22 protein-coding genes and 2 pseudogenes are annotated in these 24,074 nt (G+C 42.1%); 11 read left to right on the top strand and 13 right to left on the bottom strand.

What is annotated here, in order from left to right; all coding sequences use genetic code 11:
• Positions 1 to 15 precede the first annotated feature (15 nt).
• Positions 16 to 633, top strand: coding sequence for an FMN-binding negative transcriptional regulator (locus LQ247_RS05495; protein ID WP_231005686.1), 618 nt, complete (start codon positions 16 to 18; stop codon positions 631 to 633).
• 268 nt (positions 634 to 901) lie between these two features.
• Here LQ247_RS05495 and LQ247_RS05490 read toward each other — a convergent pair whose 3' ends face one another.
• Positions 902 to 1,816: an arginase family protein gene (locus tag LQ247_RS05490; RefSeq protein WP_105980736.1), complete on the bottom strand. Its 915-nt coding sequence runs from the start codon at positions 1,814 to 1,816 to the stop codon at positions 902 to 904.
• Positions 1,817 to 1,921: 105 nt separating this feature from the next.
• On the opposite strand from LQ247_RS05490, the gene LQ247_RS05485 reads away from it, so the two are divergent.
• Together LQ247_RS05485 and LQ247_RS05480 are read left to right on the top strand one after the other, a co-directional pair.
• The gene (locus tag LQ247_RS05485; protein ID WP_020450289.1) at positions 1,922 to 2,257 is read left to right on the top strand and encodes a winged helix-turn-helix transcriptional regulator; all 336 of its coding nucleotides are present in this window, start codon (positions 1,922 to 1,924) and stop codon (positions 2,255 to 2,257) included.
• A 182-nt stretch (positions 2,258 to 2,439) separates the two neighbouring features.
• Entirely contained in the window at positions 2,440 to 3,312 is an 873-nt protein-coding gene (locus tag LQ247_RS05480; protein WP_025810048.1) for a YitT family protein, read from the top strand.
• Between the two features lie 590 nt (positions 3,313 to 3,902).
• Here the strand turns inward: LQ247_RS05480 and LQ247_RS05475 are convergent.
• From LQ247_RS05475 to LQ247_RS05465, 3 genes are all read right to left on the bottom strand, one after another.
• On the bottom strand, positions 3,903 to 4,448 hold the full coding sequence (locus LQ247_RS05475) for a hypothetical protein (RefSeq protein WP_020450293.1): 546 nt from the start codon (positions 4,446 to 4,448) through the stop codon (positions 3,903 to 3,905).
• 16 nt (positions 4,449 to 4,464) lie between these two features.
• Positions 4,465 to 5,892, bottom strand: coding sequence for a pre-toxin TG domain-containing protein (locus LQ247_RS05470; protein WP_026580601.1), 1,428 nt, complete (start codon positions 5,890 to 5,892; stop codon positions 4,465 to 4,467).
• Between the two features lie 560 nt (positions 5,893 to 6,452).
• A complete protein-coding gene (locus LQ247_RS05465) occupies positions 6,453 to 7,565 on the bottom strand; it encodes a Gfo/Idh/MocA family protein (RefSeq protein ID WP_231005685.1) in 1,113 nt (370 codons plus the stop codon).
• 110 nt (positions 7,566 to 7,675) lie between these two features.
• Here LQ247_RS05465 and LQ247_RS05460 point away from each other — a divergent pair, with 110 nt between their 5' ends.
• Together LQ247_RS05460 and LQ247_RS22270 are read left to right on the top strand one after the other, a co-directional pair.
• Positions 7,676 to 8,542, top strand: a complete 867-nt coding sequence (locus LQ247_RS05460; protein ID WP_105980739.1) for a LysR family transcriptional regulator — start codon at positions 7,676 to 7,678, stop codon at positions 8,540 to 8,542.
• Positions 8,543 to 8,725: 183 nt separating this feature from the next.
• Positions 8,726 to 8,866, top strand: a pseudogene (locus LQ247_RS22270) (ISL3 family transposase); the annotation flags it as partial.
• Between the two features lie 40 nt (positions 8,867 to 8,906).
• Here the strand turns inward: LQ247_RS22270 and LQ247_RS05455 are convergent.
• From LQ247_RS05455 to LQ247_RS05440, 4 genes and pseudogenes are all read right to left on the bottom strand, one after another.
• Complete coding sequence (locus LQ247_RS05455; RefSeq protein ID WP_020450297.1) at positions 8,907 to 9,479, bottom strand: RBBP9/YdeN family alpha/beta hydrolase; 573 nt, start codon at positions 9,477 to 9,479, stop codon at positions 8,907 to 8,909.
• An 83-nt stretch (positions 9,480 to 9,562) separates the two neighbouring features.
• Positions 9,563 to 9,892 (bottom strand): winged helix-turn-helix transcriptional regulator, encoded by a 330-nt coding sequence (locus LQ247_RS05450; protein WP_020450298.1) that lies wholly within the window; start codon positions 9,890 to 9,892, stop codon positions 9,563 to 9,565.
• Between the two features lie 482 nt (positions 9,893 to 10,374).
• Positions 10,375 to 11,163, bottom strand: coding sequence for a cyclase family protein (locus LQ247_RS05445; protein ID WP_195258887.1), 789 nt, complete (start codon positions 11,161 to 11,163; stop codon positions 10,375 to 10,377).
• Between the two features lie 129 nt (positions 11,164 to 11,292).
• Positions 11,293 to 12,676, bottom strand: a pseudogene (locus LQ247_RS05440) (amino acid permease).
• Between the two features lie 601 nt (positions 12,677 to 13,277).
• Between LQ247_RS05440 and LQ247_RS05435 the strand changes: the two are divergent.
• Together LQ247_RS05435 and LQ247_RS05430 are read left to right on the top strand one after the other, a co-directional pair.
• Entirely contained in the window at positions 13,278 to 13,910 is a 633-nt protein-coding gene (locus tag LQ247_RS05435; RefSeq protein WP_020450305.1) for a DUF2306 domain-containing protein, read from the top strand.
• A 229-nt stretch (positions 13,911 to 14,139) separates the two neighbouring features.
• The gene (locus tag LQ247_RS05430; RefSeq protein WP_020450306.1) at positions 14,140 to 14,499 is read left to right on the top strand and encodes a putative zinc-binding protein; all 360 of its coding nucleotides are present in this window, start codon (positions 14,140 to 14,142) and stop codon (positions 14,497 to 14,499) included.
• 134 nt (positions 14,500 to 14,633) lie between these two features.
• Here LQ247_RS05430 and LQ247_RS05425 read toward each other — a convergent pair whose 3' ends face one another.
• Positions 14,634 to 15,458, bottom strand: coding sequence for an alpha/beta fold hydrolase (locus LQ247_RS05425; protein ID WP_224146443.1), 825 nt, complete (start codon positions 15,456 to 15,458; stop codon positions 14,634 to 14,636).
• Between the two features lie 132 nt (positions 15,459 to 15,590).
• Positions 15,591 to 15,854 (bottom strand): CD3324 family protein, encoded by a 264-nt coding sequence (locus tag LQ247_RS05420; protein ID WP_020450308.1) that lies wholly within the window; start codon positions 15,852 to 15,854, stop codon positions 15,591 to 15,593.
• Positions 15,855 to 16,198: 344 nt separating this feature from the next.
• Between LQ247_RS05420 and LQ247_RS05415 the strand changes: the two genes are divergently transcribed.
• From LQ247_RS05415 to LQ247_RS05405, 3 genes are all read left to right on the top strand, one after another.
• Positions 16,199 to 16,696 carry an RNA polymerase sigma factor gene (locus LQ247_RS05415; protein ID WP_020450310.1) on the top strand — a complete coding sequence of 166 codons (498 nt, stop codon included), beginning with the start codon at positions 16,199 to 16,201 and terminating at the stop codon, positions 16,694 to 16,696.
• Positions 16,696 to 17,556: a DUF3298 and DUF4163 domain-containing protein gene (locus LQ247_RS05410; protein WP_020450311.1), complete on the top strand. Its 861-nt coding sequence runs from the start codon at positions 16,696 to 16,698 to the stop codon at positions 17,554 to 17,556. The genes LQ247_RS05415 and LQ247_RS05410 overlap by 1 nt, the downstream gene beginning before the upstream one ends.
• Positions 17,557 to 17,784: 228 nt before the next feature.
• Positions 17,785 to 19,680: an acyltransferase family protein gene (locus LQ247_RS05405; RefSeq protein ID WP_075213094.1), complete on the top strand. Its 1,896-nt coding sequence runs from the start codon at positions 17,785 to 17,787 to the stop codon at positions 19,678 to 19,680.
• A 23-nt stretch (positions 19,681 to 19,703) separates the two neighbouring features.
• Here the strand turns inward: LQ247_RS05405 and LQ247_RS05400 are convergent, their stop codons facing one another.
• Complete coding sequence (locus LQ247_RS05400) at positions 19,704 to 20,153, bottom strand: NUDIX hydrolase (RefSeq protein ID WP_231005684.1); 450 nt, start codon at positions 20,151 to 20,153, stop codon at positions 19,704 to 19,706.
• 197 nt (positions 20,154 to 20,350) lie between these two features.
• Between LQ247_RS05400 and LQ247_RS05395 the strand changes: the two genes are divergently transcribed.
• Entirely contained in the window at positions 20,351 to 21,556 is a 1,206-nt protein-coding gene (locus LQ247_RS05395) for a Bcr/CflA family efflux MFS transporter (RefSeq protein WP_020450314.1), read from the top strand.
• A 38-nt stretch (positions 21,557 to 21,594) separates the two neighbouring features.
• Here the strand turns inward: LQ247_RS05395 and LQ247_RS05390 are convergent, their stop codons facing one another.
• Positions 21,595 to 22,767, bottom strand: a complete 1,173-nt coding sequence (locus tag LQ247_RS05390; protein WP_231005682.1) for an iron-containing alcohol dehydrogenase — start codon at positions 22,765 to 22,767, stop codon at positions 21,595 to 21,597.
• 203 nt (positions 22,768 to 22,970) lie between these two features.
• A complete protein-coding gene (locus LQ247_RS05385; protein ID WP_224067391.1) occupies positions 22,971 to 23,981 on the bottom strand; it encodes a response regulator in 1,011 nt (336 codons plus the stop codon).
• Between the last annotated feature and the right edge of the window lie 93 nt (positions 23,982 to 24,074).

The raw sequence follows: 24,074 nt of genomic DNA, 5'->3' as shown, positions 1-24,074 counted from the left end.
GAAAGGAGGATGACGATGTATATTCCAAAATATTTTAAAGTCGAAAATGTTGATGAAATTTTGGATTTTGTCCAAAAAAACTCTTTTGGCACGATTGTTACGACAGAACAAGGGAAGCCAATCGCTACTCATTTGCCTTTGGGGTTCAATAAAAAAGGTGATGATTACTATATCACCGGCCATGTCTCTTTTGGAAATCCGCAGTGGAGAACTTTTGAAACCTGTCAAGATGTGCTTGTTATGTTTCAGGGGCCGCACGCATACATTTCTTCTTCCTGGTATGGGCATGAGGAAGTGCCGACATGGAATTATCAAGCCATCCATATATACGGTCAAGCAAGCATTCTAGAGAGAGATGAATTAATAGAAGAATTAACAATTATGATGGGAAAATACGAAAAACACCGAGAAAATCCAATTTTATGGGATAACCTTTCTCCTCAACTTTTAGAAAGACAACTGAAAGCGATTGTCGGGTTTAAGATTAAGGTGGAAGACATTCAGGCTGCATATAAATTAAGTCAAAACCGAAATGATACAGACTACATGAACATCATTGATCAATTGCAAAATGAAGGAGATCCCAATGCGGAGCAATTGGCGGCAGTGATGAAAAAGAGGCTGGAAAATTAAATATAAATCCACCTTCAACCCCATGCAGGAGTTAAAGGTCGGAATCAGAGCCGTCATTTATGCAGCATCTTAAAGATCGAGCGGGAAATAAAAAGGCAGGCCGAATGGTTAGGCCGAATCATCTTTGTCGAAGACTTAATGGGGTCGCAGCCCGCGAAAGTTCAAGTCTCTCGGCCGCATCATAGGAATACCAAGGGTTATGACCCCTTGGTATTTATTTATGGAGGGTTACCGACTCCATTAATTTGTTGTTGTCCCGTTTATGAAATTATTGATTTAAAATAGGGATTTCACTAAGCAATTTCTTCAAATGAATAGAGTCCCACGGCAAATGTTCGGTTATACCTAATCCAACTACATCTGTTTCGGAAGAGAGTTCTTTCAGAAGATGAAGCAGGTGCGGCATTTGCATTGTTCCCTCAGGAGAAAAAGTTACAGGTGCTTCAGGATTGGCGAATAATAAAGAACGAAACGCCTTCGGATCAAGCACGTCTAAATCAAGGTGTATGGCCAGATACTTGATGTTGCTTTCTTTTATCCATTCTTTTATAGAATTGGTACTGGTCATTAACTCTTTAGTTCCGGCAGTTCTAATCCCAAGTCTTTGAATCACTTCAGTGTCTGGTTCTGTGGGAACTATACCTTGTCTTTGAAGTGCTTTTGATATCGCGTTTGTTTCTTCTTCTGTAGGAGCTGCTAATCCCGCGATAAAGACATTTTCAGGTTTAAGGGGAATGTTCACATGTTTTGCGAACTCTTCATCTCCTTCTCCCAAAAGGTTCCCGAGCGGTAAAGTATGACCGTTATCATATCCTGCATATCTAACTAAATCGCTGTGAGCGTCAATCCAAATTAAACCTAAGTCCCCGCCGTATCGTTCGTTTAAATAAGCAAATGGTGCTTGTTCGACTAAGCAGTCACCGCCAAACATGACAATGCGATCCGGCTTATGGGCATGAATGATATGCTGAGCAGCCTCCAATTGTTCCAGCAGTTGTTTTCTCCCGTTTATTCCGTTTTCGTTTTCAAGCGGAGTTCCATCATAAGTTTGAACCGGAACATGAATAAGGGGCTGATCATTTTCAGGAGCCAGCCAAGCAAGCAGTTCCGCTCCAAAAGAGTAGTTGGGATTGTTTCCCCCTTGCCATTGCGGCATCAACAGACGTATCGTTTTTTTAGCCATGTTATCGTCTCCTTTACTTCAAATTACGGTTAGTATAAAATGAACGCAAACAAAAAAACAGTACGCACTTTATTGATAGGTACTATCCGAAAGGGAAGTGTTAATATGAGTATGGCTGAATATAAAGGCAAAGTTAAAAATATTCAAGATACACCTTTTGGCTACACATTGTCCGTGATCGGCGGCAAATGGAAAATGGTTATTATTTACCTCCTCGCGGAAAATCAACCGGTTCGCTTTAATGAGCTGAAAAGACAAATAGGGGCTATTACTTATAAAACATTGAGTTCACAACTTAAGGAATTGGAAGCGGATGGTCTGGTGAAGCGGAAAGAGTACCCTCAAGTTCCCCCAAAGGTCGAGTACAGTCTCACTGGTAAAGCGGAATCACTATTGCCGGTTTTAGAAGGGTTATGTGAATGGGGGGTGAAAAACCAATAAAGGGGTGCTTGCAATATAGCTCTGCCGGCACATGAATGTTCCAAGTCTAAAAGGGTTACCTTAATCCAATGTAATGATCGGTATTTGCAGCAGCCGCTCAAAAAACGTGATTGAACTTTTGAACCTAGAAAAACTGTTATGGTATATTTAAATATAACGTAAAATTTGAAATGAGGAATGGCATGAATAAAATCGAAAAACATAAGAAATTTAAAGCGAAAATGATTTTCAAAGTTATAATGGTCATGATCGGAGGAATCATAGCGGCCTATGGATTGGAAACAGTGCTGATTCCTAACAATGTATCTGATGGCGGAGTGACAGGACTCAGCATTGTTGGTTCACAACTATTTGACTTGCCGCTTGGTATACTTATCGCAGCTTTAAACATCCCGTTTGTCTGGCTGGGGTATAAGCAAATCGGGAAAAGCTTTGCGTTATTATCGATTATCGGAATCGCATCACTTGCAGCAGGTACAAGTTTTATGCACCACACTCCGGCTATAATCGAAGGGGACACTTTGTTAGTCACTGTTGTCGGAGGGATCATCCTTGGTTTTGGAATGGGGCTGGCGCTGCGTAATGGCGGAGCATTGGACGGAATTGATATGCTTGCTGTGCTGTTATCGCGCAAATTGCCATTTGGAACGAGCGATCTCATTCTATTCTTTAACCTTTTTGTGTTTATTTTTGTTTCCGCTGTATTTGGCTTGCAAGGGGCATTGCTATCAGTCATCGCCTACTACATTGCGTCCAAAGTCATTCATGTTGTCGAGGAAGGATTAAGCGGTTCTAAAACCTTTCAAATTATTACAACAGAACCTGAGTTGATGGTGGAGACAATTCGCGATCAATTGGGCCGAAGTGCTACATATAAAGAAGCTTACGGTGGTTTTTCCCACGAAAAGTTTAAAGAAATTACATGTGTCATCAACCGTTTAGAAGACACCAAATTAAAGGAAATCATTAATGAAGTTGATAAAAATGCTTTTGTCACTGTATATGACGTAGCTGAAGTCAAAGGCAGTAATTTTAGAAAACCTAATATTCATTGATTAGGGATTTCCTAAGAAAAAACATACCAAAGCTTGTTGGTATGTTTTTTTATATCATGTCGGTTTCCGAACATGACCATCAAGCTAACATCCACAACATTTGGAGTTTAACCTTTTTTACAAGAAAACGGTTTATATGTTCGTTTAAAACCTCGCTACATTTAAAAAACACCACTATCGCCGAAATAAAAGAGCGGTTTTTTCGAAGCTCTAAAAATGCAGATTATGTACAGATGAATCGACCACAAATTGGACAAAACGTGTTAGTTGAAGGAAATGACTTCTGCGGTTATACATCCAGTAAAGTCGTTGCGTTGGGTCAAATTTATAATAACTAGAATCAACTGGAAGTAAGACTTAAAATGTGCTAACACTTTTGGTTACTGTAGGAGTTGTTGTCGATCCAACAACTAAGGCATCTCTGGCAGCGATCATGCAATGGAATATGAGAAATCGCAAAAATAATCCTCACTTTGATGGAACCAATCTATATGAAAGAGGAGGATACTGGATACCTCCTCTTTCATTACTTTATTTTATTCACCTTTAACTTTTTCTTTTTTATTTGAATAACATAAGATTACTGTATTTTAGTCTGGACAAATTTCTAGTAGATCAAAAAACAATGCATTCTCTACTGTTACTTGTGATCCAAAAAACGTGACATCTTTTTTAAAATCCAGCCCGCATACAACCTCGTTCATCTCCGAATAGGATAATTCAATGAACTCTTTCTTTGAAAAATATTCTTTTACACAATCTTCAAATTCTTGTTGTTTAGTGTTATAAGGTTGAGTATCAAAACCCTCAAGAGTTGGGACAGTTCTATTCACATCTCTGTTTTCAACTTGAAATTCGTGCTGAAGATAAAATAAAGGTGCAAGCTTAGATAGCATTAAAATGGTACTATAAGTAACTTCAAATTCCCCTTTTGTGTAGTCTTCATACTCAAATATTAATTTTGACGACGGCCATATTTCACCAAAATTTACGTCTGTGATTATCATATTATTATTCTCGGAAAATTTTTTTATTGCTTCTGGTATTACAAACTGCTCGCGGCATTTAGTAAGATAATCTGATTCGTTATTGTTTCTGTAGTATTTATCTATAGTTTCGTTAACTAGATCGTTCATTTTAATTTTCACTTCCTTAGTTCATTTTTAAATCATGACGTCCCGATTTGTCAGCTGGTTTAGTTTCGTTTAAGTTAAAGTCCACTTCTCCTTGATGTTTCCCTCTTTTATTAACAACTTCAAATCTACCATGTTGGGTGTCCACTGCATAGTATTTGCCTGTTTTCGAATCCAAATACACATCTCTTTGATTAATTTTAGTTAATTTTGAATCCTTTTTCCAATTTCTTTGCTTAGCAAAATCAGCAGCAGTGGCTCTAACCAATGGAATTTTTTCATTCAAATTCATTTTAGCTATCTTTTTTTCAAAGGAAGCTACATCAAAATCTGCTTTTCCACCTTTAGCACCATCCTCAACAACTTTTGCAGTCTTAGCAGTTTTTTCTGAAATATTTAGTGCTCTCCCTACAAGCTTAGCAGTACCTGATGTAACAACACTTACTCCAGCAAGAGTTCTTTCAAATCCAGAGAGTTCCTGTCCGGTAATTAAGTCTTTGCCGGTAATAGCCTCAGCTCCACCTTTTACATTAGATGCTAGTGGAATAAAATCGATTAAAACTGATAAAGCAAGAGCTCCCTCATTTAAAGTCTTCTCATTCTTCTTTAAATTTTTGTTAGCATTATCAACTTTGTTTTGGGCTCTTTTTAACTGTTCCTTTTGTTGTTTTGTTTTCTTAGCCTGATTCTTTGTTATTTTTTTATTTTTGACTTTACTTGATTTTTTATCGTAATCATCTAAAGCTTTATTGTTTTTTTTAATTGCTTTGTTTAGTTTGTCAGTTGACTTATTTAACTGGTTCATACCTTTGTTGGCCTGGTTAATACCCTTAACCATTTGGTTCATGTTAGCATTGGCTTTATTGGTCTCTTTCGTCATGTCTTTCGTTATTTTTATAGAGACATCCAAGGCTTTATTACATTCATCCATCGCCTCGCTAACTTCATTCATGGAATGTATAACATTATCCATCGATTTATTCATTCCATCTACAGCATCATTCATTTGATCTAAGCCTTTGATCATTTGGTTCTCGCCTTCTATCATTTGCTCCATTATTTCATTAATGCCATCGAGCGCTTCCATTGTTTGTTTATAAACCCATAATGCTTTATTTATGGCCGGTATAATTTTAGTTTCTATCTCTTTTATTATCTTTTCTTCTATTTTCTTAATTCTTTTATGTAATGCTTTAAGCTTAACATCTACTACAGCGGCCGCCTTTTTTAACTTTTTGTTTAAAAGGGCTTTCTTTTGCTTATCAAGTGATTCGTATTCTTTTTTTAATAATTTCCATATCTCTACTTCTTTTTGAATTTTTTTCATTTGAGCTTCATTTAACGTAACTCCCGATGCAGCAAATGCCCTTTCTGGCATTGTGAAAGTTGTTGAAATGGCAGTGAATAAAAATGTAATTATAAATAAAACACTTAGTACTTTCTTCAAACAAGCTCTCTCCTTAGTAAAATAAGTTTAATAATCCAATACTATCCTCCTTTATATAAAATCACCAAGAAATTATACAGGTATATAAACTGATATTCAAGAAAAATAAACCATTTAAACTTTAAATGTATAATAAAGTTCTTTTTCTCTCCTTTATTTCTACATAAAAAACCCATCTCACAAAGAAATTAATTGATCTAAATTTCATATTTAATTCTTTTTTCAAATAGACTAATCAGCAAGGACTTTTTTAGAGAAATCTAGGATTACTGTGTCTTATTCCAAGGAATCCCCCTACTCATCCTCATTTGACTGATAGCTTTCTCTACCTAAGACTAATGATAAAAAAGATCAATTAAGAATACTGTTTAAGTAAACTTAATTGATCTTATAATACGATGTAACCTCCCTGGGCCGCTAAACTTTTAAGGAGGTCTATGTATATAAACCTTTGGGGCTAACTTTTGTCGAGCTCGCTTTTGTACATGTTTTTAGGATAACAATTTGCTCAAGCTTGATCAGCATGTGCAAGGACCATGTAAATAAAAGATATACGGTTCCTACTCATTTTTTAAGAGTACTTTTTTACCGGTCTTTGCCGACTTCCGAATGGCGTCTAACAACCGGTGCAGTTTGACAGCGTCATGAAAGTTTGGGATTTGATTTTTATGTTCAAATATATCTTCCGCTAAAATAGTATAAGCAGTTTCAACATAGCCTCTTGCACCATGATCCTTTACTGGGGATATTTTTACTTCTTCAGAATAAACATCTTCAGCATTTAACAAATTATGAGGATGTGTAATCTTTTTGACTTTGAGATTGCCAAATTGTACGTGTCCTGAGGAATTATGCTGTGTTAGACGCAAAACACCTTTTTCCCCTCTAATCACTAATTGAAAAGCTGGATAAACTCCGCCCTGAATATGGACAGAGGCTGAAGCGCCATTAACGAGCGTCCCCTGGATTAAAATTTGGTCAGCTGTGTTTTTTGGTATCTTTGTCCCTGTTTCTTGTATAACGGCTTCTGTATAATGACTGTTCATTGCAGCTGATAATTCTTTAAAATCACCCAGGATATAACAAAGAACATCAAGCGAGTGACCACCGTTGATTGTAAGAAGGTTCGCCCCATTTTCTCTTTTTAAAAGGTAACTGCTTTTTTCATCTGTTATTCCTCCCTTTCCTTGTGTTGCTACCTGCATCGTGCAGGAGATGACCTTGCCGATCTCCCCCTGTTTGATTGCCCGCTTTAAATAATTGACTTCTGGAGATTGCCTTCCTTGTAATCCAATCGCATGATGAATGTTTGCGTCATCTGCCAATTTTGCCAGTTTTTCAGCCTGCACAGTATCTATGCCTAAAGGCCATTCACAATATATATGTTTATTTTCTTCTATGGCTGCAAGCGAAGCTTCATAATGGAAAGGAACCTTTATACTGACGACTACCAAATCAACATCTTTTGATTGTGCTAATTCCTTATAATCTGTAAAAGCAGAGGCAGCCTTAAGCATCATAGCGCTTTTTTGTGCGGTTTCCATTTTTGATGTTCCAATCGCCGTTATTTCATAAAAAGGATTTTCCTTCAATACCGGAATATGTGTTTGACTAGCCCATTGATTATTCAAAGATCCGCCTATAATCCCTGCTTTTATCACGTTGTTCTTCATTAGCTATCCCTCCAAAACTCTTTAAACCGAGTATAATTAAAATTAGAGATCATTTTAAATGTTAAGTTATGATGGTTATATCACTTTTTTTGATGGGGGTTGAAATATGAATGGATATTGAAAACATGAAAGCTTTTGTTTCAGTGGCGGAATTAAAAAGCATATCTGCTGCTGCAATTAAATTGAATCACCTTCAATCCAATATGACTGCGAAAATAAAAAAAATCGAAACTCATTATCATCAACAACTGTTTATCAGAAATTCAAAAGGAGTCAAACTAACGAAAGAGGGAGAAAAATTATATCATCAATACAAGAAAATCTTGTTCGTTTGGGAAGAAACCGAAAACATCATGAAAAAACACGATGAAAAACTCCGTATTGGCACGATGATATCTGTTGGTGGAACTCAATTCTCAAGTGCTTTAAATAAGCTTTATCATACATATCCTGATTTATCGGTAACATTAAAAACAGGTTCAACAGAATATATTGAAAATCAAGTTCTCCTTGGAAAAATCGATGTTGCTTATACGATTGGATCGCTAAACAATAAAAAGATAAGTTATCAAAAAGTGGGATATGAAGAATTGGTTATCATAGGCCAAGGTATAGATCAATATACGAGATTTGATGATTATATAAACGGAAAAAACGTACTTGTATTATCAGATAAGTGCTTGTATCTAACATTATTATGTCATATTTTTGAAGATTCGAACATCCAACAGGGGGAAATCATTGAAGTGGGCGATCCAGAATCCTTAGTGCAATTTGCATTGATGGGTATGGGAATTTCCTTAGTATCAAAGCGCATAGCAGATCGCTACAATATCCATCATTATTTAGAAGTTCCATCACCTTATAGATACGTCGATTTATATTTCATTACACGACTAAATCATAAATTTACACCTATAGAGAAACAGTTTATTGAATTAAATAACTCGCTTAGCGACATCATTAAAGGAATGTAAGGTTGATAAAAAAGTTATGCTCTCTTAAAACCAATACAAAAAGGTGTACCCTTATGCGTGAAAGATATATCAATGAACGGGATTCATTTCTTTTGGGAACTTGGGTAGGTAATATCCCTGATCTAAATTAGAGATGACTCATTTTGAAGCTTTAAGTGCTAAGCCTTCACAAGAAACATAACGCGCTTTCATTCAAGTGCCTTCAACAAAGCTATATTATACACATTTTCAATTGGCATGACGTAACAGACCACTTCAAAACAGGGAACTTTGGCATCGATTTTTTCCACACTTATTAAGAAATTGGAGAAGGGCGGCTTCTAAGCCCTTTGCCGCCCTAAAATCCGAATATCCTTTATTGTTTTTAGCAAGTTTCTTTTGAGAAATAGGAGTTTAAAACATCATAAACAATCGGCAAAGAAGTAAATCCGTCAGTTTCTAAAAAGTGCCCCCCGTGTTGAACTTCGTAAAGCTTAGCGTCAATTTGTTGCGCCAGATCTTTGCTCCATGCAAATGGCACAATTTGATCGTCTCTAGAGGCAATGACAGCACGATGCTTAGCTGACTCAATGATGTTTTGAAAATCAAACGATTCCTCGGTAAATTCATCTAACATCTTTAAATCGGGCAGTGACTTGGCAAAGCCGGAAACGAGCAAGATTCCGCCAAGTGGTTGACGCAATTGCGTTTGTTCCAAAAACCTCAAAACGGCGGCGCACCCCAGGCTGTGTGCAACCAGATAAGTATGTTTATTTAATGTGTGCTTATTTAAAGAGAGCGTATCAAGCCAATCTTTAAGCCTTGGCTGGTGAGGATTAGGCATGTCTAAAATTTCTGCGTGTATTCCGTCTGCAAGCAGACGTTTTTTCAGCCAAGGAAACCAGTGGTTGGTTGAGGAGGCTCTGTAGCCATGAATGATATAAATTTGTTTTGTCATCCTGTTCTCCTTACAAATAATTTTTATTCAGTATAAAATCCCTCCCGTCGGGAAACAAGTACGCACTTTTTAGTAAGTATTTTTTACTCATAAGGCAAATCTTCTCTTTGTCCCCATCTGCACATTTCATCTATGAGAGGGTATAAAGACAGTCCTCTGTCTGATAACGAATACTCCACTCTGAGGGGATTTTGAGAAATCTCCACCCGGTGAATCAGACCGTCAGTTTGCAACTCCTTCAGCTGGGAACTTAACATTTTATGGGTGATTAACGGCATAGCCCGTTTGAGCTCCCCGTATCTCATCGTTTTTTCACACGCCAGCTCATAGAGGATTCTCATTTTCCATTTACCACCTATAAGAGATAAGGTGTATTCAAATGGAGCTTGTTTGCTGCGGCATAAGGTATTCATGGTAATCAAACCTCCTTTTTTAAGATCATAACAAAAATCAATATTGAGCCTGGCTTCAACATAAATAGCAAAAGATTCACTTGTTTTCCTTATTTTGTTGATAAGATGTGATATGATACAAAAAAAGGGAGCGGATTTCTTCTGAAAAAGGGCGGGAATACTTTTGCGCGAATTTGCACCTCAAGTTTTTCAAACGATAGGGATTATTGGTTTTATTTTAGCTTTTGTCCAGATCCCAATCGGCTGGTTTATCGGATTTTTCTTTTCCGGTTTGTTCTTCATGATGTTGAAATCAAACAATGAAAAATCGGGAACCTTCAATGTGATGGCTGGAGCCGCGTGTTTCTTGTATTCATTTCATTGTTTGTTTACGCAAGTGTTGTGACTGAATATAAAACAAAAATAAAAGCAGGCTGATGTCTGCTTTTATTTTTGTTATCTGTCTAGCCGGCATCCCCACAAACGAAAAGCTGCTGACGTTCTTATGCGTTTTCACCGCTAAGAATCGCAACCGGGCGCGCCCAGCCGGCAGACGCTTTTTCAACTTTTACCGGAAAAGCCATGACGTAAAATCCAGTGGAAGGCAATTGATCAAGGTTGGCGAGCTTTTCAATTTGGCAGTAAGGAATGGTGCTGCCTGAATAATGACCTTCCCAAATAATGGATGGGTCTTTTTCCTGTTCAAAGCGCTTGGCGGTCATGCTGAATGGAGCGTCCCAGCTCCAGGCGTCAGTTCCGACAAGGCGTACGCCGCGCTCCGTTAAAAATAGAGTGGCTTCACGCCCCATCCCGCAGCCGCTGTGCAGGTAATCGTTTTGTCCGTATTTGGCGCCAGCCGACGTATTCACAAGAACAATGTCGCCGGGCGCGAGTTTATGATTGATGCGGTGAAGCTCCTGTTCGATTTCTTCAGGGGTAATGATATGCCCGTCTTTCAAATGTCTGAAATCCAGTTTAACGCCAGGGCCATGAAACCAGTCAAGCGGCACTTCATCAATCGTCATCATCCGCTTGCCGTCGTCTGTAACAGAACGGTAATGATATGGAGCGTCGATATGCGTTCCGGCATGCGTGGACATCTTCACTTTTTCCAGCGACCAGCCTTCTCCCCCGGGAAGATCTTGCGAGGAAAGGCCGGGAAAGCTCTGGACCATCTGTTTAGCTCCTTGCTTATGATCCGCATATTCGATTTCAGGGACAAACCCCGGCGGATCAGACGGTATATCACCTCTTAACGATACCGACAAATCTACAATTTGATTGATTTTCATCTGTTTTCCCCTTTCTGCCTAAGCGGCTGACCATTGAAATTGTAGGCGATCAAGCTGTTATCTTTTTTATTTTACATGATGAGCCATACAAAAAGCCTGCAGAACATTCTGCAGGCGATTCGCATTTTTCTACACTTGCTGTGACTTAGGTTTCCTCAGCTTGTAAATCGCGATCAGCATGATAAACCAAACCGGCGTGACAAATAAGGCAACGCGGGTGTCCTGCGCCAGTGCAAGGACGATGAGGATAAACGTAAGAAAACCGAGAACCACATAATTTGAAAACGGGTAAAGCGGCATCTTGAATTTGTTTATTTTCGCTAAATCCGGTCTTGTTTTGCGGTATTTCAAATGGCAAATGACGGTGATTCCCCAAATAAAGATGAAGCATATCGTCGAGATGCTTGTAATCAGCCTAAACACTTGTTCAGGCATGATATAGTTCAGCATGATGCCAATCAGAATCACGACCGCTGAGAAAAACAACGCATTGCTCGGCACTTTGCTTGAGGTCAGTTTGGTCATAGCGCCGTGCGCATTATGTTCTTTCGCAAGCGAGTATATCATCCGGCTCGTGCTGAAGACTGCGCTGTTGCTTGCCGCAGCCGCCGATGTCAGCACCACAAAATTGATGATGCTTGCAGCCGCAATGATGCCGACCGCTGCAAAGACTTGGACGAACGGACTCTCATTTGGGTTGATGACATTCCACGGATAGATGCTCATGATCACAAGGAGCGCACCGATATAAAACAGCAAAACACGGACGGGGATATTGTTGATCGCTTTAGGAATGACCTTTTCCGGATCTTTCGTTTCCCCCCGCTGTCAGTCCCACAAGTTCGATGCCAACAAACGCAAAGACAACCATCTGGAATGAAAGGAGAAAACCGTGCAGTCCATTTGGAAACATGCCGCCGTGGCTCCAAAGGTTGTGAAAGGCGGCAGCGCCCGAATGGGTGGGAAATCCTTTGAAGATCATGAAAAGGCCGATCACGATCAGCGCCAAAATCGCAATAACTTTGATTAATGCGAACCAGAACTCCAATTCTCCAAAAAGCTTGACGGTCGCCAGGTTCATGATCAGCAAAATGATCAGGGCGATCAATCCGGGCAGCCATTGCGGTACATCAGGCAGCCAGTATTGGGTATAAAGCCCGACCGCGGTTAAATCGGCCATCGCGAGCGAAATCCAGCAAAACCAGTATGTCCAACCCGTTATTAATGCCGCCATGTCGCCTAAGTAGTCCCTGACAAAGTCGACAAACGAATGGTATTCCAAATTGGATAAAAGCAGTTCTCCAAGAGAACGCATAATGAAAAAACAAATGATTCCCGTAATCAGATAAGCAAATAAAATCGACGGTCCTGCAAAATGGATTGATTTCCCCGAACCAAGAAACAGCCCCGTTCCGATCGCTCCGCCGATGGCGATGAGCTGAATATGCCTGTTTTTCAGGCCTCTCGATAATTTTTGTTCGCGTATATCGTTGTCAGTTACATCTTCTGTCACTTTATGTATGCCTCTATTTTTATTTTTTAGGCCCGATCCCCGCATGTTTTAAAATCTATAATAACATTAAAATTTGAAGTAACAGATAAGATTCGCCTGATGCGTTTGTAAAGAGGTGGTTTGCGTGGAAGTAGACTGATCCTTCTTTTTGTAACCAGATCTTTATAGAATGGTCGTTGTTCATTAATCATATTTGGTTCGGAATAAGAAGCGGGAATGAATCCGTCCGTAAGTATTGTCATACCCGCTGCAAAATACATATCCGTCTGTTTGGACAGCGTGCTGAGGCAACTCCTTGAAATTGTTGAAGCCATTGTCATCGACTCGCGATTTCAGCAGAGACATCATTCAAAAGTATGCCGCAAAAGATGACAGAATTATTCCGGCTTTCCAGAAAAACGGGAGGCTCGAGCCAAGCAACAAATCGTACTTGGCCTGTTTTTAATGGGGAAGGTTTTGTCATTGAGGGCTTGATATGCCAAGCTGCTGCGCACGTCCGCTTTCGTGATACAATATAGGTATTTCAGAGAGCATGATGTATTAGGAGGAACGAAAGCTGAACAAAAGGAAATCTCAACGCAGTCAATCGGTTTTTTCGGCAATGCTGATCGTAATCGCGGTGTATGTTCTGTATACCTTGTTTGAAAATTTAATTCTTGATCCGCAATCAACATCTTTTCTCAGCCATAAATCTCACCTGAGGGACTCCTTTCATCTCCCGGTCTGGCTGAAGGTGATGTATGTTCACGTTGTTGCCGCTTGTTTGGCGATGGCTTCGGGCGCTGTCAACTTCTCCAGCGCCTTGTTGACCAAAAGCCGCAAGATTCACCGTTTTAACGGCTGGCTCTACGTCGTTTGCGTGCTGATTGTGACGCTGTCGTCAGGCTATATGGCACCGCATTCTACCGGAGGGAAGGCCGTCAGCATAGCCTTTAACATGGTGAATATGTATTGGCCTGCCGCCACGGTTATTTCCGTCATCAAAGCCCGGCGTAATCAGTTTATCAAGCACCGGAATTGGATGATTCGCAGCTATCTATTCTGTTTTACCAATATGTTCATTCACTTGATCACTTTCGTGTGTCATAAAGGACTCGGCCTGATATATGACATCAGCTACACGATAGGCGTTTTCGGAGCGATTGTGCTTTGCATCGCGTTGGCCGAATGGATCATTCGGTTCGCCTTTAAAAAGCCGGCGCAAATTTTTTATACAAATCACAGGGGCTTTTAAGCCCCTGCTCTTTTTCCTGAGGATTCCATATAGATCAAGGAGGCGAGTATTCTCATTGAATACGGGAAAGGAGTGTGAAGCAGTTTTGCTTTTGCTTGGGCTGTTTGATTCAGCTCATAGAGTAATAGAAAAAGTGATCTGGCTCACAGTTTTCATCACGCACCTCCTGTAAAGTAAATGATAGTTTTTTGCCGGCGAAAATAAAGAAAAACAGGGGATGTGTCAACCGATGAAAAGAACTGATCTGCCTCTAGTGTATTCGTGCTCCGGATGTTCCTCGGCCGCGCAAACGGCCAATATGATTGCCATTAAAATGGATCGGGAGAAAACGGCCGAAATGTCGTGCATTGCCGGAGTCGGCGGCGATGTGAAACCGCTTGTCAAAACAGCAAAATCCGGGCGGGATATCATTGCGATTGACGGCTGTCCTTTATGCTGTGTCAAGAGCTGTTTAGCTAAGCATGATGTTCAGCCGAAGCATCATTTTGTATTATCGGATTTTAACGTGCCGAAGAAAAAAGGAGCAGATCCCGACCCTGTCCTTTATATGAATGCGTATGAACAAATTTTGCAGCTCTTAAAATGCTAAGCCTTTTGGGAATGTTTATTTAGGGTGCTGTTTAAAGCATCAGTGAACGGATGCAATTGAATTGAAAAATCGAATGCCGATTACAGGCCATAAGCTTTCTGCGAACGGCGGATCGATTAAAAATACCGAGGGTTTCATCCCTTGGTATTTTTGTTGTTACATCTTCTAAAAACCATGTCCAGCCTTTCGGCAAATTCCTCCGGATATAAAACGCATCCCACATGATTGCCTGGAAAATCGACCACTTTCGTTTTCAAATGACCAGCCAATGCTTCTGCATACCTGTACGGGAGACAGCCTTGCGAATCAATGCCGCCGGCAGGTACGACTGTAACCGATGAAGCTTTAAGCCTGCCGATGTCGGGTGAATATTCTCTTAAACCCGGCACCTCGGACAGGATAAAATAGTCAATGTTGGCTCTAAGCTGCTCCGTCCGGGATTTTGGACGGTCCGGCTGGGATGTGGACGTAATGCCCATCGCTTTCGCGAATGCTTCTAAAGCCTGTAATCCGCTTCGTTTGTATTGTTTTTCAAGGTTCTCCAAGCTCTCGAACCCTTTGGTGCGGTCACTGCCGGCCAACAATTGCGGAATCGGAGGCTCGTGTGCGACCAACATGCGGATTTGTGCAGGATGGCGGATGGCAAGATCAAGGCCGATGACCGCGCCGGAGCTGCAGCCGAATACATGGGCCGGTTCATCCGTCAGAGCGGCCAGCAGCCGGCTCGCATCATCGCTGTGTGCGGAAACCTGGTAATTTTCATTCGGATCTTCCAGCCTGCTGCGGGAATGCCCGCGGCGGTCGTATGTGATAACCGTGTAACGGTCGGATAGGCGGTCTGTAATCGGGTATGATTCTGCATCGCCGTTGCCCCCGTGAATCATAAGCAAGATAGGCCCAGAGCCGCGCACTTCGTAGTAGAGCTTTGCTCCGGGTACTTCCAATACACCGTGTTTCATGACAATATTCTCCTCTCGTTGCATGATCACTTTTACATTACATGACGGAGAAAGCATAGAAAATGCAGAAATCAGCTAATAAACAAACTCGCCATATTAAAAAGCACCGATCACAAGGATCCGTGCTCCAGTTTATTTTGTGTAAACGATTTTTTTAATCGTTTCGATGGAAAGATGATGTTCCGCTGCTAAGTGCTCAATCGTTTCGCCATTTTTAAAGGCCCTTTTTATTGCGGTGTTGCGATCATCGATCAGCTTTCTTGCTCCTGAACGTGCACCCCATTTTTTGTGGGCGGATTCAGTCTTGGGAATGTAGATCGTTTCCCCTTGAACATACTTTTGAATTTCCGATAGCAGCTTTTCAGGTAGAACAGCGGCAGCCTTTACGTATGCCATGTTTGCCAGCTCCTTATTCCTTTGATTGTAAAATAAGGGGCAAAGCCAATTACCAGAAAAGCTTACTTCAGGCGATTTTATTTGTCCACCCCATGCAAAGTATCGCCTTTTCCGATAACAGGCTTTGCATGAGACGCTGCATGATCCGGCATTCTGATGCTTGCCATGTGATCACCTCCTTCGAATTTGCTATTCATTATAAATGAAATCGAGATTGGCGGCACTTGATGATAAAATATTTTTAAAAAGAATGACCAGTCCGCAAACTATTTTTCACGCTCCCGCGTCTATCCTAATGTAACAGCCGTATATACGTATATTCAAAAAAGGAGTTCTTTATTGCAATGAAGAAACAAGCAGCCAGAGCGTCTCTTGTCGCTTGCATAACAGACCGGAAAGAAGACTTTTACCGGCTGGCGTACAGCTATGTGAAAAATCAAGAAGACGCCTTAGATATTGTCCAGGAATCAATCAAAAAAGCGCTCGATTCCGTCGATTCTGTTCGCAATCCGGATACGATCAAAAGCTGGTTTTACAAAATTTTGGTGCGGACGGCAATCGATTTTTTGCGCAAACGGAAAAAACTAAAGGTTATGGATGATCAAACGATCGAATTTTTAAGCAAGGGCAAGGAAGATATCTACCGGGATACAGACCTTCATGAGGCGCTTGACGAGTTGCCGCATCCCTACCACACCATTATTGTTCTGCGATTTTTTGAGGATCTCAAACTGGAAGAGATTGCGGAAATCACAGGCGAAAATTTGAATACGGTCAAAACGCGCCTTTACAGAGGATTGAAGCTTATGCGCATCCAATTGACGAAGGAGGATCTTTCTTAATGGAAAAGAAATTGGAACAGCTGAGAAAAGCATATCAAAACGTCCCCATTCCGAAGGAACTGGATCAGGTTGTCGAAACTGCGCTTCAGCATAAACCGAAGAAGAAGAGAAGGCTGGTGGTATGGCCTGCATCAACGCTTGTCGCGGCGGCTGTACTATTGGCTGCCGTCGTGAATATCAATCCCGGAGCAGCCCAGGCCATGTCGCGTTTACCCGTCATCGGCAAGGTCGTTAAGGCCATCACATTCACCGAGATCAAACAGAAAGATGGAGAATCGAGTATTGACGTGAAAACACCGGCTCTGTCCGGCTTGAATAACCGGGAGCTTGAAAATGGCATTAACGAGAAATATGTAAAGGAAAGCCGTCAGCTTTACCGGGAATTCATGAAGGAGACGTCCCGGAATAAAAAAGGGCATCTCAGCATCTACAGCGATTATGAGACAGTCACGGATACGAAGGATTTGATTTCGATTCGGCGAAGCGTCGAAAGAACGGAAGCGTCCAGCTATACCGAACGGCGCTATATCACCATTGACAAAAAGAATGAAATTCTGCTTACCTTGAAGAGTTTGTTTAAAGATGACCGGTATATTACGGCCATCAGCGAAAACATTAAAGAACAAATGAAACAGCAAATGAAAGATGATCCTGATAAAATATATTGGATCAATGACGAGGAAGTCGAGCCATTCAAACGAATCAAGGCCGACCAAAATTTTTATATTACAGAGAATCATAAACTCGTGATTTCGTTTGACGATTATGAAGTCGCACCCGGATATATGGGCGCGGTAGAGTTTGAAATTCCGACTAAGGCGATTTCGAGCCTGCTGATCGGCGACCGCTACATCCGCTAGTCAAAAAATCCATGATTCGCTGAAATCATGGATTTCTTACTTTTTACAACTTTGTAACACCATATTCAGCTTGAAACTTTTATACTAGAGAGACGGCATCATTCAGGGTAGATAAAAATGACGAATTTTTGAAACAAAAAACGGTCCTGACTTCGTCTATAATATCGGAGCCGTAAAAGGCGCGAAACATAAAGAGGAACCGTACGTACATATCATTGGAGGAATACCATGCGAGATCAGACACAACAACACCGTTACATACCGGGGTTAGACGGGCTTCGGGCTTTTGCCGTTTTGGCGGTTATCGCTTACCACCTCAACATGAGCTGGGCCGACGGAGGCTTTATTGGCGTTGATATCTTTTTTGTTTTATCAGGATATTTGATTACATCGATTATCCTGCCGGCGTATGGAAATGACATTTCCCTCACATTCAGAGATTTTTGGGTGCGCCGGATACGGCGGCTGCTTCCAGCGGCGACGCTCATGATTTTCGCAACCGTCATATGGGTCGCTTTGTTTAACAGAGAGCTGATGCATACCGTGCGGGGAGATGCGATCTCCTCTCTTTTATATGTCAGCAATTGGTGGTTTATCTTTCACGACCTCTCATATTTTGATAGTTTCGGATCGCCGTCTCCTTTAAAAAACTTGTGGTCACTGGCGATTGAAGAACAGTTTTATTTCATCTGGCCGATCATTTTGCTGTTGGGCATCTACATATTTAAAAAGCGGGAGAGGCTGGCTGCCGCGGTTGTGCTGTGTGCGCTTTGTTCAGCCGTATGGATGAGCATCCTGTACGTCCCTGGCGGCGATCCGAGCCGCGTATATTACGGGACTGATACGCGCGCCTTCGAGCTGTTGATCGGATGCGCATTAGCCCTTGTGTGGCCGATGAAAAGACTATCTGGGAACAGGCTCCCAAGCAGCCTGAAGCACGCGTTGCACGGAACTGAGCTTGCCGCTTTCGCGCTGCTTATGATGAGCATTTATTTTGTCGATGAATTCAGCCCGTTTCTCTATCACGGCGGAATGCTTCTGATCAGCATAATCGCAGCGATTTTGATTGCATGCGTCAGTCATCCGAGCAGCTTCTTGGGCTTTGTCCTTTCCGTGAAGCCGCTGCGCTGGATCGGGAAAAGGTCGTACGGCATTTATCTTTGGCACTATCCCGTCATCGTGCTGAGCACACCTGTTCAAGAGATTGGAAATCCGGTGTTCTGGCATGTTGCGATTAAGGTCGCTGTTACGTTTATTCTGGCGGAACTTTCGTATCGCTTTATCGAGAAGCCAATCCGACAAGACGGTTTTAAACCGTTTGTCAGCCGGGTTTTTCTGGATAATATCACGGAATGGAAAACCGCTTCCGTTCCCAGCAAAATATCAATCGGACTGATGTTTGCCGCACTCCTCATTTTTGCAGGAGGCCTGTCGGGATTGGCCGACGAAAAGAAACAGCCGCAACAGGCCTATTCCAAATCTTATGAGGAAACAAGCGCCTCAGCGGATCAGCCGGCTGACAAAAGTGAAGAACGGAAGGATGATAAGAAAGCACAAGCTGAAAGCGGGAAAGATGATGAAACTAAAAGCCGGCAGAAAGCCGGCGGGGATGAATCGTCAAATACAAAAGATGAGCAGTCTGCGGAAAAAGAGCCTGATCATATCGAGAAAGAGGTATTGGCTGTCGGGGATTCGGTCATGCTTGACATTGCTTCCAGCCTGCGTAAGAAAATTCCGGGAATCACAATCGACGGTCAGGTTGGAAGGCAAGTGAGGGAAGCGCTTCAATTGACATCAACCTACGCTTCCTTTAATCATTCGGACAAAGCCGTCGTGATTGAACTGGGAACAAACGGCTATTTTACGGACAGTCAGATGGACGCTTTGCTTGATGCGTTCTCAAACGCTGATGTCTATCTCGTGAACACGCGCGTCCCCCGTCAGTGGGAGAGCAAGGTGAATGAATCGCTTCGGAAGCAAGCGGACAGCCGTCAAAACGTGACATTGGTCGATTGGCATACTGAAGCCCTGAAACATCCCGAATATTTCACCGCTGACGGCGTACACCTGATGCCGAAAGGGACCGAAGCTTTGGCATCGCTTATCGTCAAAGCGATGAAATAATGCTTAAACATAAAAAGAGGCTGTTATTTCTTGAATTTCGTGATAAATCTAATCAAATAAGGTGTTTTTAAAGTTTCTTTTACTAGTTTGTTATGATGTTTTGTAAAATTTTTTATTTGTTTTCTTCTATGGGGAACCATTAACAAAGGTAATCTATCTTTGCGAAACCATCCGATTTTTGCTGTTTCCGGCCCTTGTTTAATGGGTTCCCCACCTAGTAATTTTCCTGAATAGATGTACTGTATGTCATGATATTGCGGTTGATCGTAATCTCCTATTTTGCACATAATAGAAATACGGTAGCCTGTTTCTTCTTCCATTTCCCTCATGGCGCATGTTTCCGGCTGCTCGTGCTTTTCCATTCTGCCTCCTGGCAAGTCCCAGACAGGATAATCTTTTCTTTTAACCAGAAGTATTTTTCCTTTGCTATTTTCCACAATTGTAAAGCAACCTACAGTGTTTATTGCATTCAAGTTAAGATAACTCCTTCCTGTGTTTCACTTCAATTATAAATCATCTGACCGATTCGATCTCCGATCTTAACCGGTCATGAGCAATCCTCTTTCACAGCCAAAAAAATATGTTACAATATACAAATGTTTTGCGATCCTCCAGTTTATTTCATGATGAAACAATATATTTTACTAGCTTGAAAGAAAGGTTTGATACTATGCTCCATAATCCAACAGGAAAGGAACGCCTTGCATTGGCTTTTCTGCTCGGCATGCTTGCGATACTGGGCCCGCTGAATATCGATATGTATTTGCCAAGCTTTCCCGAAATTGCCGATGATTTATCAGCTGGAGCCTCGCTCGTACAGCTAAGCTTAACAGCGTGTTTGATCGGGCTTACGTTTGGTCAGCTCGTTATTGGGCCGGTCAGTGATGCACAAGGAAGACGGAAGCCCTTATTAATATCCATCTTTTTATTTGCGTTGTCTTCTTTGTTTTGCGCGCTTTCCCCGAACATTATTATGCTGGTCATTGGTCGTTTTTTACAGGGTTTTACCGCTTCGGCGGGAATTGTGCTGTCGCGCGCCATTGTACGGGACGTGTTTACAGGCAGAGAGCTTTCTAAATTTTTCTCGCTTTTAATGGTGATCACCGCGGTTGCGCCAATGGTCGCACCAATGACGGGGGGAGCCATCTTGCTTTTGCCGTTCGCTACTTGGCATACGATTTTTTATACTCTGTCATTGATCGGATTGTTCCTAGTGCTCGTTATCTCAATGAAATTGACTGAAACATTGCCGCCTGAAAAACGGATTCCAAGCTCAATCGGTTCGTCTCTCAAAACGATGGGAAGCTTGTTGAAGGACCGGTCTTTCATCGGCTATGCGCTGACTGTCGGTTTCATTCACGGAGGAAGCTTTGCATACGTGTCCGGAACCCCTTTTGTATATCAGGACATCTATGGGGTTTCTCCTCAAGTGTTCAGCGTGCTGTTCGGCATTAACGGCCTCGCCATTATTTCGGGAAGCTTTATCATCGGGCGTTTCGGGGGAATCATTCATGAGAGGAAGCTCTTGCGGATCGCGGTTATTACCGCTGTCATCGCGACATCCGTTCTCCTGACGATGACGATTTTGAAAGGACCGCTTGCAGCGATTGTCATTTCCATCTTTATCTACATGATAACCATCGGAATGACGTTGACAAGCACATTTACGCTGGCGATGGAAAACCAGGGACACCGTGCGGGCAGTGCAAGCGCGATGCTCGGCATGCTTCCGCTTCTGCTCGGTTCGATCGTTTCGCCTCTCGTTGGAATGAATGAAACAACGGCCGTTCCAATGGGTGCGATCATGTTTATCACAGCTGTGATCGGATCTTTCACCTTTTTTGCCTTAACACGGGAAAGACAGGGGGAGCGGTAAAGATAAGGACGGAATCACTTGATTCCGTCCTTTTGTTGTTATAGAGAAGCCCGGAGAATGGCGAGTACGTCATCTTTGTTTAGTTTTTGGAAATTGGCGAAGCCGCCGTGCTCGATTTCTTTAGCGGCGATGTCTGCGATCAGATCGAGCTTTTCTTCGCCGATGCCGTAGTCGGCAAGGCGGGAAGGAGCGCCAAGGCTTGTCCAGAACGCGGACAGCTTATCGATTCCTTCAAGCGCGATGTCTTTATCGGTTTTGCCTTCTGTGTCAATGTCAAACATGTTCAGCATAAGGGCTTTGAAGCGGCTGACATTCGTATCAAGCGTATATCTCATCCAGTTCGGGAACAAGATCGCAAGGCCGCCCGCATGCGGAATGTCGTAAACGGCCGAAACGGCGTGCTCCATTGTATGGGAAGCCCAATCGCCGAAATAGCCCATTTGCAGCGTGCCATTCAAAGCGATTGTGCCTGCGTATAAAATGGTTTCCCGGTGCTCATAGTTTTGCAGGTCTTCCAACAGCTTCGGTGCCGTTTCGATGACCGTCTGCAAAACGGAAAAGCACATTCTGTCCTGAAGCGGCGTGTTTTTGACATTATGAAAATATTGTTCAAACACATGGCTCATCATATCAACAATGCCGTAAACCGTTTGGTTTTTCGGGACGCTGAACGTATTTTCAGGGTCTAAAATGGAGAACTTCGGATGCGTGACATCGCTTCCCCATACATATTTTTCATTCGTTTCCCAGTTTGTAATGACGGAATCGGGGTTCATTTCAGATCCGGTTGCAGCTAAGGTTAAAATCGTACCGAACGGCAGGGCGTCTTTTGCTGTCGTTTTTTTGCTGAAGATATCCCAAGGGTCGCCGTCGTATTTTGCTCCTGCAGCAATCGCTTTTGTGCAGTCGATGACGCTTCCTCCGCCGACAGCGAGGAGAAAATCGATTTCATGCCGGGCACACAATTCGATCCCTTTTTTAACCGTAGCAAGACGCGGATTTGGTTCTACTCCGGAAAGCTCGTGCATGTCAGCGCCTTCTTCTTTCAATACGCGCGTAACTTCGTCATAAAGGCCGTTCTTTTTAATACTGCCGCCTCCATAAACAAGCAATACATTTTTTCCGTATACCTTTAATTCTTTTCTTAACTGTTCAAGCTGGCCTTTTCCGAAGATCAATTTCGTTGGATTGTAATAGCTGAAATTTTCCATTGATGAACAAACCTCCTATGGTATATGTAAAAACAGTTTTCTACTATAACATATTGAATCGTATAGAAAAAGAGGCTGTGTTCTTACAAAGGACAGGGTCAAATTGTACAGAGGGGAGAAAGCACACACCTGATTTACTGCGTAAAAAAGCTTGCCGACTTTGCCGGCAAGCTGAGGAGGCCGTTCTGTCTTCAGGTTAAAACCTATACTGAGACGTCCGCCGATTCGTTGATAGAAATGACCATTGAGACAGCGGTTCCGTCATCCGGCGCACTCTCGATATTCAGTTCGCTCCCGCAGAAGTGCTTCAGTCTTCGGTTGATATTTTTCATACCGACGCTATGAGTGAAATGAGAGGAAAAGATATCGTGTTGTTTTTCCGGCGGCATGCCGATTCCATTGTCCTCTATCTTGATATAATAGCGGTTTTCGCTTTCTTTTTTTGCCGTCAGCTTGATCCAGCCTCCGCCTCTTTTTTTGCTGATCCCGTGGTGGACGGCATTTTCGACAAGAGGCTGAATCATTAATGGCGGAAGGGCAAAGTCAATGTCTTCGTCAATATCGTAAATGACGTCCAGCCGATCGCCGAAGCGCGTTTTTTCAATAGAAAGATACGAATTCACAATCGACAGTTCATGTTTGAAAGAACTCATCCCTGATGTATTTTGAAAATCAAAACTCATTCTTAAGTAGTTTGTAAAATCAGCCGTTACTTCGCGCGCTTTTTCAATATCCAAATGACTGAGCGCGATAATTGTATTTAATACGTTGAAAAGAAAGTGCGGCTTGATCTGCGACTGGAGGAATGCCATCTCCATATTGGTCGCTTGGGCTGCCGTATCTTTCATCATGATCAGGTTTTTAACGCGGGCTGCAAATTCAGTGTAGTTGTACGGTTTTTGCAAAATGTCATTTGCCCCGGCGTGAAAAGCCTTGTATTTATCATGATCGATGATGGCTGCCGTAATAATGAGAACCGGAAGTTCCACCATTGTGAATCTTTCACGGATTTTCATAGAGACTTCAAACCCTGTCATATCGGGCATCATCAGATCCAAAATCACCAAGTCAAGCTTTGATCGGGAGGCGACTTCGAGAGCCTCTTTGCCGCTTTTTGCTGCGATGACTTGATAAGGAACGCCTTCAAGCATATCGGCCAAAATTTTTAAGCTTTCAATGTTATCATCGACGATCAGAACAGTTGGAGCATCCATTTTCTTTGAATAATACGGCGTGCTGATTGAAACATCGGGCAAACTCCTGACGGCTTGCTGTTGAGGCATGTTCACTTTATCGTCAAGAAGCGA

The sequence above is a fragment of the Bacillus sp. BS3(2021) genome, assembly GCF_021043345.1.
Lineage (GTDB): Bacteria > Bacillota > Bacilli > Bacillales > Bacillaceae > Bacillus > Bacillus paralicheniformis.
Note: the sequence above shows the minus strand (reverse complement) of the source record. Positions and strands in the feature narration are given on the sequence as shown.